The organism is Pelagimonas phthalicica (assembly GCF_004364805.1).
Taxonomy (GTDB): domain Bacteria; phylum Pseudomonadota; class Alphaproteobacteria; order Rhodobacterales; family Rhodobacteraceae; genus Pelagimonas; species Pelagimonas phthalicica.
This window is the reverse complement of the sequence record NZ_SOAP01000002.1, coordinates 618,990-632,658: the sequence shown is the minus strand read 5'-3', so window position 1 is coordinate 632,658 and position 13,669 is coordinate 618,990. Positions and strand designations below refer to the sequence as shown.

Below are 13,669 nucleotides of genomic sequence, written 5' to 3'. Positions count from 1 at the left end.
TTATTCCACAGTCACGGATTTCGCCAGGTTGCGCGGTTGGTCCACATCTGTGCCCTTGGCGACAGCGGTGTGATAGGCGAGCAATTGCGCGGGCAGAGCGTAGAGCAGAGGCGTCAGGATCTCAGGCACTTGTGGCATGGTGATTGTGCGCCAGGCCTCAGCCCCGGCAGCCTCGGCACCGGCACTGTCCGTCACTAGCAAGACCCGACCGCCGCGCGCCATGACCTCTTGCATATTGGAGACGGTTTTTTCAAACAGGCTGTCCTTGGGGGCGAACACCACGACAGGAACGTGTTTATCGATCAAGGCAATGGGGCCATGTTTTAGCTCACCTGATGCATAAGCTTCGGCATGGATATAGCTGATTTCTTTTAGTTTTAATGCGCCTTCGTGGGCGAGCGGGTACATCAGCCCACGCCCAAGGAACAGAACATCACGAGCTTCGGACAGCTTCTTGGAAACATTGGCAAAATCCGCATCGCGATCCATGGCCGCGTTCAATGTTCCGGGCAGGGAACGCAGGTCGGACAGGATCTGTTCCAGCTCTTCTTGGGACAGGGTCCCACGTTCGACGGCTGCCTTAAGGGCCAGCAAAAGCAAAACGTTAAGCTGACAGGTGAAAGCTTTGGTCGAAGCAACGCCAATCTCAGCCCCGGCATGAATGGGCAGGGCCAGATCGCTTTCACGTGCGATGCTGCTTTCCTGAACGTTCACAACGGAATAGATCTTGTCCGCCTTGCCCTCGCAATAGCGCAGCGCAGCCAGAGTATCGGCAGTTTCGCCGGATTGGCTGACAAACAGAGCTGCGGTTCCCTTGGAAATCGGCGGTTCGCGATAGCGGAATTCCGAGGCGATATCGACCTCTACCGGCAATTTCGCCAGCCGCTCAAACCAGTATTTGGCGGTGAAACAGGCGTAGTAGGCGGTGCCGCAGGCCACCATGACCAGCCGGTCAATCTTGGTAAAGTCAATGCCGGGATCGGGCAGGGCGATGCCATGTTCGGTGACATAGGCGGACAGCGCATTGGACAGAACAGATGGTTGTTCGGCAATTTCCTTGGCCATGAAATGCTTGTAACCGCCCTTGTCCACGCGGGCCGCGTCAACCTGAATGGTCTTTTTCTCACGATTGACCAGACGCCCGGCCTCGTCGCGAATTTCGACGCTGGTGCGGGTCAAAACAGCGCTGTCGCCTTCTTCGAGATAGGTGATCTGATCGGTCATCGGAGCCAGCGCAAAGGCGTCCGAGCCGACATACATCTCATCATCGCCATGACCGATTGCCAAGGGCGAACCCTTGCGCGCCGCGATCATCAGATCCTCTTCGCCATCAAAAAGAAAGGCCAGCGCAAAGGCCCCATCCAAGCGCTCAAGCGTGGCATATGCCGCCTCGACCGGGGTTTTTCCCTGCGACAGCAAATGCTGGGTCAGCAGGGCAATGGTTTCTGTGTCGGTTTCGGTTTGCGGTTCAATCCCGGCCTCGGCCAGTTCGGCGCGCAGCGCTTTGTAGTTTTCGATGATGCCGTTATGGACCACCGCCACGTCTCCGGCACGATGGGGATGGGCGTTATCGGTGGTTGGCGCGCCATGGGTGGCCCAACGGGTGTGACCAATGCCGGACTTGCCCGGCAGCGGGTCATGCACCAGCAGGTCCGACAGATTGACCAGCTTCCCTACCGCACGACGGCGGGCCAGCTTGCCATTGTTTACTGTCGCGATCCCGGCACTGTCATAGCCGCGATACTCCAACCGGCGCAGCGCATCCACAAGGATTGGTGCGACTTCATGCTGTCCCAACACGCCTACAATTCCACACATGGGCTCTTCCTCTCACATCCTCGATCCGCCGCCCTTGGGCGGGGCACTTTTGTCCAATCAGGCCTGCTTGCGGGCCTTTTGTGCACGAAGTTTGGCAAATAGTTTCTGCGCCAAATTCGGTTTGTTGACTTGTTTGCTACGCCCCAGCGCCAGCGCCCCGTCGGGCACATCTTCGGTCACGACCGAACCGCTGGCGGTCATGGCTTCGTCACCAATGGTCACAGGGGCCACCAGCATTGTGTTTGACCCAATAAAGGCCTGCTTGCCAATGGTGGTCTTGTGTTTAAAGACCCCATCATAGTTACAAGTGATTGTTCCTGCGCCGATATTGGTCTTTTCGCCCACCTCTGCATCACCGATATAGGTCAGGTGATTGGCCTTGGCCCCTTCATGCAGGACGGCATTCTTGATCTCAACAAAATTGCCCACATGGGTGTTTTCCGCCAGTTCCGCGCCTGGGCGTAAGCGGGCATAGGGGCCAATGATGGCTCCACGGCTGACATGCGCGCCTTCAAGATGGGAAAAGGCCCGGATACGTGCGCCGGACTCTACGGTCACGCCGGGGGCAAAGACGACGTTTTGCTCAACCTCAGCATCGCGGCCAATCACCGTGTCCCAGGACAGGAAAACCGTGTCAGGTGCCAGCAGAGTGACACCGTTTTCGATCAGCGCCTCGCGGGCTTTGGTTTGAAACAGAGCCTCGGCAGCAGCCAATTCCGGACGAGAGTTCACACCCAGTGTTTCAGCTTCGTCACAGCGCACAACCGTGGCGGACAACCCACGTTCACGGGCAATGCCCACGATGTCGGTCAGGTAATACTCACCAGAGGCATTGTTGTTGTCGACCGCATCAATCAAATCAAACAACACATCCGCCTTGGCCGCGACAACGCCAGAGTTACACAGCGTGATGGCGCGCTCGGTCTCATTGGCGTCTTTGAACTCAACAATGCGCAGCAAAGTCTCGTTTTCGGTCACCAAACGCCCATAGCGCCCGGGATCTGCCGCCTCAAAGCCCAGAACCACCACGTCATGGGTCTGACGTGCTTCGGTCATGCGTTGCAGGGTGTTTTCGTCGATAAACGGCGTATCGCCATACAAAACCAGAGCGTCACCTTCAAAACCGGCCAGTGCTTCGCGGGCTTGTGCCACCGCATGACCCGTGCCCAGCTGTTCGGTCTGCAAGGCAATCTCGATCTCAGGATCGTAGTCTTTGCATGACGCCTCGACCAGATCCGCCCCATGCCCGGCCACTACGACTGTCTTTTCAGGTTCCAGAACCTGCCCGGCGCGCAGGGCGTGCCACAGCATCGGGGCATGGGCGATCGGGTGCAGCACCTTTGGCAAATCCGACTGCATACGGGTTCCCTTGCCGGCGGCAAGAACAATCAAAGCAACGCTCAAGAACTCAATCCCATTTGTCTTTTTCTTGCGGTCGTTTTATCGCTTTGACCAAATAGGGCAAGCGCAGACTGGTCACGCTTGGTTTCCGGTTATGACAAAAGGGGCGGGGCATGAAGCGTTGTGTAATCTTTGATCTGGATGGCACTTTGGCCGATACCAGTGGCGATTTGATCGCTGCGGCCAATCATTGTTTTGAGGCAATGGGAATTGACGAACGTCTTGATCCGGCTGCGGATGCAGGCACTGCGGTGCGCGGTGGTCGGGCGATGTTGACCCTGGGGTTGACCCGCGCCGGATTGATGTCCGAAGAGCGCGTGACCAAGTGGTATCCCGAGCTGCTTTCCGCCTATGACGCGGCAATTGATGTGAATACAACCATGTATCCCGGTGCGGTTTCGGCGGTCGAGGCCCTGTTGCGCGACGATTACGCGGTGGGGATTTGCACCAACAAGCCCGAGGCCCTGGCCGAAAAACTGCTGCGCAGCCTAGGGGTGCGCGATTTGTTTGGCTCGATGATTGGTGCGGACACCACCGCTGCACGAAAGCCGGATGTGTTGCCCTATTGGACGGCGGTGGATCAGGCGGGCGGGCGGCGCGATGCCTCTTTGCTGGTAGGCGATTCCGTGACGGATCGCAAAACCTCGGCTGCGGCGGGCGTTCCGTCGATCCTTGTGACCTTTGCGGTCGGGGGGGAGGATGTACATGTCTTGCAACCCGAAGCCGTTATTGATCATTTTGATGAGCTGCAGCCCAAAATCGTGCAGCTAATTGGGTAGAAATCGCAGTTTGCGTCCTGAAAGGACCGTAATCGTGCAGCAAAGACCATTCGTCGGGGGCGAAACATGACAGAGATCTTCACCGGAAGCTTCACTCAACAGGAGCCGATCCCCCAGGATGGCATCGACGCGGCCATGGCGGTTTTGCAGCACGGGCGGCTGCATCGCTACAATGTTGTCGAAGGCGAATTGTCGGAAACGGCCTTATTGGAACAGGAATTCGCCGCGCAGATGGGGGCGAAATACTGTTTGGCGGTTGCTTCTGGCGGATACGCTCTGGCAACGGCTTTACGTGCGGTTGGGGTCAAACCCGGCGATGCGGTGTTGACCAATGCCTTTACCCTTGCGCCGGTTCCGGGCGCCATTGCCAGTATGGGGGCGACACCGGTTTTTGTCGGAGTGACCGAGGATCTGGTGATCGATCTTGACGATCTCGAAACCAAACTGCCCCAATCCAAGGTGCTGATGCTGTCCCATATGCGCGGGCATCTATGTGACATGGATCGCCTGATCGCCATGTGTGACGCGGCCGGAGTCAAGGTGATTGAGGATTGCGCCCATACGATGGGGGCGATGTGGAACGGTGTGCCCTCGGGGCGACAGGGGATTATCGGCTGCTATTCGACGCAAACTTATAAACATGTCAATTCCGGTGAAGGCGGGCTGTTCATCACCGATGACGAAGAGATCGCTGCCCGTGCGACGATCTTGTCCGGCTCATATATGTTGTACGAACGCCATCTGGCCGCCCCCGGGCCAGAGGTGTTTGAGCGGGTGAAATATGTCACGCCCAATGTTTCGGGCCGTATGGACAATCTGCGCGCCGCCATTCTGCGCCCGCAATTGCGCGACCTTGAGGCTCAGGCCATACGCTGGAACCAACGCTATGACACGGTTGAGGCGGGCTTGCACGACACGCCCGGCCTGACCCAGATCACCCGCCCTGACAAGGCGCGCCCGGTCGGGTCGTCGATTCAGTTTCTGCTCTTGGATTGGAGCGCCAAGGCCGTCCAAGAGGTCATCTCCCGCTGCGCCGCACGCGGGGTCGAACTGAAGTGGTTTGGCGGGGCCGAGCCGGCCGGCTTTACCTCGCGCTATGACAGTTGGCGCTATGCTGCCAGTACAGCTATGCCCAAGAGTGACAGAATTCTGGCCGGGATTGTCGATATGCGTCTGCCGCTGACTTTTAATTTGGAGGATTGCGCGCTGATTGCCCGCATCATTCGGGCCGAAGTTGGGGCGGTCTGGCAATCTGGCGCGGCTTGCGACTAACGCCTGCCTGCCGCGCATTTAATCCGCAATTTCCGTCCAATCGGCCTGATCAAAAATGGCCTGCCCATCACCCGGCAGACCAACCCAGCTGGTCGCGGCGCTTAGGTCACTGAACAACCGCATGTCGAGTTTCGGTGCCCCCGCTGCATAGCCCATATACATGCGACAAATCCCAATGGTCATCGGGGTGTTCGCCACCAGGGCGTGTTTGACCGGGTGTTTGAGATTGGCCAGCAAGCTGTTGAAATCCTTGATCCGCGCGACGCGGTCCAGACTGGTCAGCGTGGTGGATGTGAGCTGTGTCAGGTCAGAAACGCTGTCCAACATCTGCCCCTTGCCAAAATCCCTGATGATCACTTTGCGCAACTTGTCCTGCTGGCGTTGCGTCGAGCGCCCGAAATAGCGGATCAGAACGACATGCGGCTCCGCAAGAAATGAATACTGAACGGACATAGGCGATCCAAAAGGGTTTGCACAAAATGACAGGCGGTGAGGCGTAGCCGCATTATTGATCATGGCCCGGGTGTGTTGCAACCGCTGAGGGAGAACTTGGCCACTTGGAAACGACGCGACGGCTTTTTCAACGGGTCGCTTGACCCGACTCGATTTATCTGCAAATGAAATGAACAGTTGTTCAATAAGCGTGAGGAGGCGCTCATCATGTTCACGGCCAGCATGGTTTTCGATTTGGGTGAAGATGTGAATGCCCTGCGCGATATGGTGCATAAATGGGCGCAAGAGCGGGTGAAGCCGATGGCGGCTGACATCGACAGCTCAAACAGTTTCCCAAATGAGCTTTGGACCGAAATGGGCGAACTTGGCCTGCTGGGCATCACCACGCCCGAGGAGTATGGCGGCGCGGGCATGTCCTATCTCGCGCATGTGATCGCGGTCGAAGAGATCGCGCGCGCCAGTGCCTCGGTCTCGCTGTCTTATGGCGCGCATTCCAACCTCTGCGTCAACCAGATCAAGCTGAATGGCAACGAGGAGCAAAAGCAGAAATACCTGCCGGGGCTGATTTCCGGTGAGCATGTCGGCGCTTTGGCCATGTCAGAGCCAGGGGCGGGATCAGACGTGGTGTCGATGAAGCTGCGCGCCGAAAAGCGCAATGATCGCTTTGTGTTGAATGGCAACAAATATTGGATCACCAATGGCCCCGACGCCGATACGCTGGTGGTCTATGCCAAGACCGACCCGGATGCCGGAGCCAAGGGGATCACGGCCTTTATCATCGAAAAAGACATGGCAGGTTTTTCCACCAGCCCGCATTTCGACAAGCTGGGCATGCGGGGGTCGAACACCGCTGAGCTGATTTTCGACAATGTCGAAGTGCCGTTCGAAAACATCCTCGGCGAAGAGGGCAAGGGCGTGCGCGTGTTGATGTCGGGCCTGGATTACGAACGCGTGGTTCTGGCCGGGATCGGCACCGGGATCATGGCCGCCTGTATGGATGAGGTCATGCCATACCTGGCCGAGCGCAAGCAATTTGGTCAACCGATTGGGAATTTCCAGCTGATGCAGGGCAAGATCGCTGACATGTATACGGCGATGAATTCGGCCCGCGCCTATGTCTACGAGGTCGCCAAGGCCTGCGACAGTGGCAAGGTCACGCGTCAGGATGCGGCGGCCTGCTGCCTTTATGCCTCGGAACAGGCCATGGTTCAGGCGCATCAGGCGGTTCAGGCGCTGGGTGGGGCCGGGTTCCTGGCGGATGCGCCGGTATCACGGCTGTTCCGTGATGCCAAGCTGATGGAAATTGGGGCTGGCACAAGCGAAATCCGTCGTATGTTGGTGGGGCGCGAATTGATGGGCAAAATGCTCTGATATCGCGCAGGCGGGCAGGGGCCCGCCGTCCTTTTCAACAATAGGAGCTTGGCCGATGCGCCTTTTAGCACTCTCATTTTCTCTGATCGCCTCGTCTGCGATGGCACAGGATTTGGTCTATTCCGACCGCGACACCGATCTGTGTTACCAAAGCGCGCAGGAGCCAATGGGCTGTATTGGCCTGTCGGCGGCGCAATGTATGGAAGATACCGGTTATGCGACCGTGGTCGAAGCCGGGTGTTATGATCGTGAGTTGCAATATTGGGATCGGCTCTTAAACGCCAATTATCGTGCCAAAATGGCCCAGGCCAAGGAAAATGACCGCCTGAACGAAGGGTTTGGGCCGTCGCAGGCGGAAGCCTTGAAAACGATGCAACGCGCATGGATTCCGTTTCGCGATGCCTCTTGTGACTACGAGCGTAGTTTGTGGGGCGGTGGCACCGGCGGCAGCCCGGCGCAGCTTAACTGCCTGATGACGGAAACCGCGCGTCAGGCGATCACCCTTGGCTATGGTGCTGGCGACTGATGTTGCCCCGGGTCGCCACATATGATGCTTTGCGCGCCGCGTTGCGCCATGAGGAGCCTGAACTGCTCAACATGGCGGTGCAAACCTGTTTTGATTGGGCGCGCAAAGACCCGGATCGTGTGGCGATCATCGACCTTGGCGGTGACACCCGGCAGGGTGTCACCTATGGGCAATTACAAGAGCTGGTCTGGCAGGTGCAGGCGGCTCTGCGTGAGCGTGGCGTGCGGCAGGGCGACCGGATTGGCGTTTTGCTGGGGCAATCGCCGCTTTGCGCCGCGGCCCATATCGCAGCTTGGGCAATGGGGGCGATTTCCGTCCCCTTGTTTAAGCTGTTCCGTCATGACGCGTTGGAATCTCGGCTGGCTGATAGCGGTGCCAAGATCGTCGTGACGGATGTTGATGGTGCCGACATGCTGGACGGGTTTGATTTGCGCTTGGTTCAAGCGGCGGATTTGAAAACACCGGTTCCGCAACCTGTCTTGCAGACCGAGCCCGAAGATCCGGCGGTCTTGATCTATACCTCTGGCACAACCGGCAAACCCAAAGGCGCGCTGCACGCGCATCGTGTGCTGATTGGTCATTTGCCGGGTGTCGAAATGAGCCATGATTTTCTGGGGCAAGACGGCGACGTGCTTTGGACGCCTGCGGATTGGGCCTGGATCGGGGGATTGTTTGACGTGCTGATGCCCGGGCTGGCCTTGGGCGTGCCAGTGGTCGCCGGGCGCATGGCCCGGTTTGACGTCGCGCAATGCATTGAAATCATCCGAGAAGCCACTGTTCAAAATGTGTTTTTCCCGCCAACCGCTTTGCGGATGCTCAAAGCGGAGCAGGCTAGGATCACCGGCCTGCGCAGCGTCGCATCCGGGGGCGAGCCGTTGGGGGCTGAGATGCTGGCCTGGGGGCAAGAGGCGCTTGGTGTCACGATCAACGAATTCTATGGCCAGACCGAATGCAATATGGTCGCGAGTTCCTGCGCGGCCCTTTTCAGCCCGAAACCGGGCTGCCTTGGCAAGGCTGTTCCGGGTTTCGAGGTTGCGGTGATCGATGGGGATGGCAAGGAAACGACCGGCGAGGGTGACATCGCTCTTCGGCGCGGTGCGCCCTCTATGATGTTGGAATATTGGCAAAACCCGTCGGAAACGGAACGCAAATTTCGCGGTGACTGGATGCTGACCGGGGATCGCGGCTGTATCGACGACGGCTATATCCGTTTTGTCGGGCGCGAGGATGATGTGATCACCTCCGCAGGCTATCGGATTGGTCCCGCCGAGATCGAGGATTGCCTGCTCACCCATCCCGGCGTCGCCACGGTGGGGGTTGTCGGTAAGCCTGATCCGCTGCGCACCGAGATTGTCAAAGCCTATGTCGTCACCAAACCGGGTGTTAAGGTTTCGGCAACGGATCTTCAGTCCTGGGTCAAGGAGCGACTGGCAAGCTATTCATACCCAAGGGAAATCGCCATTCTCGAAGCTTTGCCCATGACTGTCACGGGCAAAGTCATTCGCAAAGACCTCAAGGCTTTGGCCATTGCCGAAGCTGAACAAGACCCCTCGCAAGAGCAGGAGAGCACATGAAACTCCAAACGCAAGCCATTGCGTCCTCTGAACAATTCAAGGCCAACAAGGCGGCTCATCTCGACGCCTTGGCACAAATCGCTGAGGCTGCAAAGAGCGCAGCGGCGGGCGGTGGTGAAAGGTCGCGCGACCGCCATGTCAGCCGAGGCAAGATGTTGCCCCGAGAACGGGTTGCCAACCTGCTTGACCCTGGCTCTCCCTTCCTTGAGGTCGGGGCGACCGCGGCCCATGGCATGTATGATGGGGCCGCGCCTTGTGCCGGGGTCGTGGCTGGGATTGGTCTGGTGCAAGGGCGTCAGGTCATGGTGGTCTGCAATGATGCCACAGTCAAAGGTGGTACCTATTATCCGATGACGGTGAAAAAGCACCTGCGCGCCCAGGAAATCGCCGAGGAAAACCACCTGCCTTGTATCTATCTGGTCGATAGCGGCGGCGCGAACCTGCCCAATCAGGACGAAGTTTTTCCCGATCGAGATCACTTTGGCCGGATCTTTTACAATCAGGCCCGCATGTCCGCCAAAGGCATCGCGCAGATTGCCGTTGTCATGGGCTCTTGCACAGCGGGCGGGGCCTATGTGCCGGCCATGTCCGACGTGACCATCATCGTCAAAGAGCAAGGCACGATTTTTCTCGCCGGCCCACCCTTGGTCAAGGCCGCAACGGGTGAGGTCGTCAGCGCCGAGGATCTGGGCGGTGGCGACGTGCATACGCGCCTCTCAGGCGTCGCAGATTACCTGGCCGAAGATGACAGCCACGCCCTCGCGCTTGCGCGCCGCGCGGTTGGCTCCCTCGGCCCGGTCAAAGGCGCGCAGCTGAACCTGCAATCCCCCGAGGACCCGGCCTATGACCCAGCTGAGATCCTTGGCGTTGTTCCGGCGGATCTGCGCACGCCTTATGACATTCGCGAAGTCATCGCACGGCTGGTGGATGGGTCGCGTTTTGATGAATTCAAACCGCGTTTTGGCGAAACTCTGGTCACCGGCTTTGCCCATGTGATGGGCATGCCTGTCGGGATTATCGCCAATAATGGTGTGCTGTTCTCAGAGGCCGCGCAAAAGGGCGCGCATTTTGTGCAACTCTGCAGCCAGCGCCATATTCCGCTGGTTTTCCTCCAAAATATCACCGGATTCATGGTCGGGCGCAAATATGAAAACGAAGGCATTGCGCGCCACGGGGCCAAGATGGTGACCGCTGTGGCGACCACCAATGTCCCCAAGATCACCATGCTGGTTGGCGGCTCATTTGGGGCGGGCAATTACGGCATGTCTGGGCGGGCCTATCAGCCGCGTTTCCTGTGGACCTGGCCCAATAGCCGCATTTCCGTCATGGGCGGCGAACAGGCCGCTGGAGTCTTGGCCACGGTGAAACGCGACGGGATCGAGCGCAAGGGGGGCACTTGGTCGGCGGAAGAAGAGGCCGAGTTCAAGCGCCCCACGATTGAGATGTTCGAAGAGCAAGCCCATCCGCTTTATGCGTCGGCGCGGCTTTGGGATGACGGCATTATTGACCCGCGCAAATCACGTGACGTGCTGGCTCTGTCTCTGCGCGCGGCCTTGAATGCGCCAATCGAAGACACTCAGTTTGGCATCTTCCGCATGTAAGACCATCCCGGTGTTTCTTCTTGGTTCAAATACTCCCCTTGGGTGTCGCGATGACTGCGCCATTGCTCGGACGACACTGGCGACGGGCAGGCTGCCCGCGGCGCAACCGCTAAAAGGACAAAACAGATGATTGATACAATCCTGATCGCCAATCGCGGTGAAATCGCCTGCCGCGTCATTGAAACCGCCCGCAAAATGGGGATGCGCTGTGTTGCGGTGCATTCTGACGTGGATGCAGATGCCAAACATGTGGCCATGGCCGATGTCGCGGTTTGCATTGGCGAAGCGGCCCCGGCGCAAAGCTATCTTCGGGGTGATCGTATCATTGCGGCAGCTCAGCAGACCGGCGCGCAACTGATCCATCCGGGCTATGGCTTTCTTTCGGAAAACCCTGATTTCGTTGATCAAGTCGAAGAGGCAGGCCTGACCTTTGTCGGCCCTTCTGCCAAGGCGATCCGCGCCATGGGCCTTAAGGATGCCGCGAAAAAGCTGATGCAAGAGGCAGGCGTGCCCGTGGTTCCTGGCTATATGGGCGAAGATCAGGATCCCGGCCATCTCGAGGTCGAGGCGCAGGCGATCGGCTACCCGGTCTTGATCAAGGCGGTTGCGGGTGGGGGCGGCAAAGGTATGCGCCTTGTCGAGCGGCCCGAGGATTTTGCCGACGCCCTGGTCAGCGCGCAATCCGAGGCGCGCACCGCCTTTGGCAATGATCATGTGTTGATCGAGAAATACATTTCAAAACCGCGCCACATTGAGGTGCAGGTTTTTGGCGATGGCACCCAAGCGGTTCATTTGTTTGAACGCGATTGTTCCCTGCAGCGACGCCACCAAAAAGTGATCGAGGAAGCCCCGGCACCTGATATGCCCGAAACTGTGCGCGACGCGATGGGGGCTGCAGCCGTGCGCGCCGCGGAAGCGATTGGCTACAAAGGCGCTGGCACGGTGGAGTTCATCGTCGATGGCTCGCAAGGGCTGCGCGAGGATGGGTTCTGGTTCATGGAAATGAACACACGCCTTCAGGTGGAACACCCGGTTTCGGAACTGATCACAGGTGTCGATCTGGTCGAATGGCAAATCCGCGTGGCCTGTGGTGAACCACTGCCGGCGCAGCAATCCGATCTTTCGATCAATGGCCACGCCTTTGAGGCGCGCCTTTATGCCGAGGATGTGCCAGCAGGCTTTTTGCCTGCAACCGGTCGGCTGACGCATTTGCAGTTTCCGGCTGGTGTACGCGCTGATAGTGGCGTGCGCGCCGGAGATGAGATCAGCCCAAATTACGACCCGATGATTGCCAAGCTGATCGTACATGGCCCGACTCGCGCCGTGGCCCTGCGCCAATTGGCCAAAGGGCTGCGCGACACCGAGGTTGCAGGCACGGTAACCAACCTGTCTTTCCTTGGCGCTTTGGCCGAACATGAAGGTTTTGGGCGCGGTGATGTCGATACCGGGCTGATTGCCCGCGATCTCGACGCGTTGGTGACGGTGCCGCAGAGCATGGGGCAGGCACGCGCCATGGCGGCCTTGGTGGCGTCTGGGCTAATGGGCGAAATAGGCGCGGAGACTGGCTTTTCGCTTTGGGATGGATTGCTGCGCACGATCTGGATCGAAGAGGCCGGTGAGCGCCACGAGATCAAACTGCAGATGATGGGCGCGGATCGCTGTTCGATTTTGGACGGGGAACAGAAGGTTGAGGCTGTGCGGACCGCTTCGGGCTGGACCTTTGACGGACAAAAGGCCCCGAACTATGCGCAAACCGGCAATGTCATCACCATTTTCGCCGATTATGGCCGCAGCTTTCATGTGGTTGACCTGCTGGACCAAGCCGACCAATCCGCCGTGGATGCGACGCTGACCCTGGCCCCGATGCCGGGGCGTGTGGTCTCGGTACATGTGTCTTCGGGGCAGGAGGTTGCCGAAGGGGACAGGCTGGTTGTTCTTGAGGCGATGAAGATGGAACACACCATGGTCGCTGGCCGGGCCGGGCGCATTGCCGAGCTTTTGGTTGATGCGGGCGATCAGGTCGAAGCCGGCGCGCCTTTGGTGCGTCTGGAAGATGAGGAGTCGGCATGAACGTTTCCAGCGCGGCAGGCGGGTCAAAAGTTTTGCAAAACTTTTGCAAATTCCGTGGACGGAATTTGGATGCGCGTGCCGCTGATGTTGTGGGTCGTGTCGACATAGGTTTGCTTTGGGAGGGGCAGGGATGATCAAACTTCACCATGTGCAATATGGACGATCCTTTCGGATTCTGTGGCTGATCGAAGAGGCCGGGCTTGAAGCCAAGCTGGGGCCGCTAGAGATCGTCGAATACCAGATTGGGTCCAAATCCATGCGCGAAGGCGCGCTGCCTCAGCTCTCACCGGCCATGCGCATTCCAGCGATTGAGATTGACGGTTTGGAAATGGCGGAATCCGGTGCGATCATGGAATATTTGATCGAAACTGAAGCCCCTGAATTTGGCCGCGCGCCGGGGCATGCGGAGCGTGCCGATTACCTGCAATGGATTCACTATTCCGAAACCATGGCCAGCCTGATCGAAAACCTGAACCTGCAAATGGTGTTCCTGCGCCCGCCTGCCAAACCCAGCCCCGTTGTTGTCAAACTGACCGTGGCGCGATTGCGCGGGGCCTTGGCCGGGATGGAGGCGCGCATGGGCGATCATGAGTGGTTGCTTCCCAGCGGCTTCAGCGGGGCCGACATGATGATGGGCTTCAACCTGTTTGCCGCCCCTTATTACGTTCCTCTTGATGAGTTTCCAAAACTGCAAGCCTACAAAGCCCGGATGGAAGCGCGGGCCGCTTACCAACGGGCCTGCGCGCGCGAGGGGGAGCAACGCTTTTACGCCCAGGATTTCTATCCGGTGCCCGAGGTCTGATC

The 13,669-nt window shown here is 58.6% G+C and carries 11 protein-coding genes; 8 read left to right on the top strand and 3 right to left on the bottom strand.

Annotated elements, in window-relative coordinates:
* Together glmS and glmU are read right to left on the bottom strand one after the other, a co-directional pair.
* Positions 1-1,818 (bottom strand): glutamine--fructose-6-phosphate transaminase (isomerizing), encoded by a 1,818-nt coding sequence (gene glmS, locus CLV87_RS13175; RefSeq protein WP_099246002.1) that lies wholly within the window; start codon positions 1,816-1,818, stop codon positions 1-3.
* A 57-nt stretch (positions 1,819-1,875) separates the two neighbouring features.
* Complete coding sequence (glmU, locus tag CLV87_RS13170; RefSeq protein WP_099246000.1) at positions 1,876-3,222, bottom strand: bifunctional UDP-N-acetylglucosamine diphosphorylase/glucosamine-1-phosphate N-acetyltransferase GlmU; 1,347 nt, start codon at positions 3,220-3,222, stop codon at positions 1,876-1,878.
* A 110-nt stretch (positions 3,223-3,332) separates the two neighbouring features.
* Here glmU and CLV87_RS13165 point away from each other — a divergent pair, with 110 nt between their 5' ends.
* Together CLV87_RS13165 and CLV87_RS13160 are read left to right on the top strand one after the other, a co-directional pair.
* The gene (locus CLV87_RS13165; RefSeq protein WP_099245998.1) at positions 3,333-3,998 is read left to right on the top strand and encodes an HAD hydrolase-like protein; all 666 of its coding nucleotides are present in this window, start codon (positions 3,333-3,335) and stop codon (positions 3,996-3,998) included.
* 66 nt (positions 3,999-4,064) lie between these two features.
* Positions 4,065-5,270 carry a DegT/DnrJ/EryC1/StrS family aminotransferase gene (locus CLV87_RS13160; RefSeq protein ID WP_099245996.1) on the top strand — a complete coding sequence of 402 codons (1,206 nt, stop codon included), beginning with the start codon at positions 4,065-4,067 and terminating at the stop codon, positions 5,268-5,270.
* Between the two features lie 18 nt (positions 5,271-5,288).
* On the opposite strand, the gene CLV87_RS13155 is transcribed toward CLV87_RS13160, so the two are convergent.
* Entirely contained in the window at positions 5,289-5,723 is a 435-nt protein-coding gene (locus tag CLV87_RS13155; RefSeq protein WP_099245995.1) for a hypothetical protein, read from the bottom strand.
* Between the two features lie 207 nt (positions 5,724-5,930).
* Here CLV87_RS13155 and CLV87_RS13150 point away from each other — a divergent pair, with 207 nt between their 5' ends.
* From CLV87_RS13150 to CLV87_RS13125, 6 genes are all read left to right on the top strand, one after another.
* Entirely contained in the window at positions 5,931-7,094 is a 1,164-nt protein-coding gene (locus CLV87_RS13150; RefSeq protein WP_099247750.1) for an isovaleryl-CoA dehydrogenase, read from the top strand.
* Positions 7,095-7,149: 55 nt separating this feature from the next.
* On the top strand, positions 7,150-7,620 hold the full coding sequence (locus CLV87_RS13145) for a lysozyme inhibitor LprI family protein (protein ID WP_099245993.1): 471 nt from the start codon (positions 7,150-7,152) through the stop codon (positions 7,618-7,620).
* Positions 7,620-9,194 carry an AMP-binding protein gene (locus CLV87_RS13140; RefSeq protein WP_099245991.1) on the top strand — a complete coding sequence of 525 codons (1,575 nt, stop codon included), beginning with the start codon at positions 7,620-7,622 and terminating at the stop codon, positions 9,192-9,194. Before CLV87_RS13145 ends, CLV87_RS13140 begins: the two co-directional genes overlap by 1 nt.
* Positions 9,191-10,795: a carboxyl transferase domain-containing protein gene (locus tag CLV87_RS13135; RefSeq protein ID WP_099245989.1), complete on the top strand. Its 1,605-nt coding sequence runs from the start codon at positions 9,191-9,193 to the stop codon at positions 10,793-10,795. Before CLV87_RS13140 ends, CLV87_RS13135 begins: the two co-directional genes overlap by 4 nt.
* Positions 10,796-10,921: 126 nt before the next feature.
* Positions 10,922-12,865: an acetyl/propionyl/methylcrotonyl-CoA carboxylase subunit alpha gene (locus tag CLV87_RS13130; RefSeq protein WP_099245987.1), complete on the top strand. Its 1,944-nt coding sequence runs from the start codon at positions 10,922-10,924 to the stop codon at positions 12,863-12,865.
* A gap of 130 nt (positions 12,866-12,995) precedes the next feature.
* The gene (locus tag CLV87_RS13125) at positions 12,996-13,667 is read left to right on the top strand and encodes a glutathione S-transferase family protein (protein WP_099245985.1); all 672 of its coding nucleotides are present in this window, start codon (positions 12,996-12,998) and stop codon (positions 13,665-13,667) included.
* Positions 13,668-13,669 lie beyond the last annotated feature (2 nt).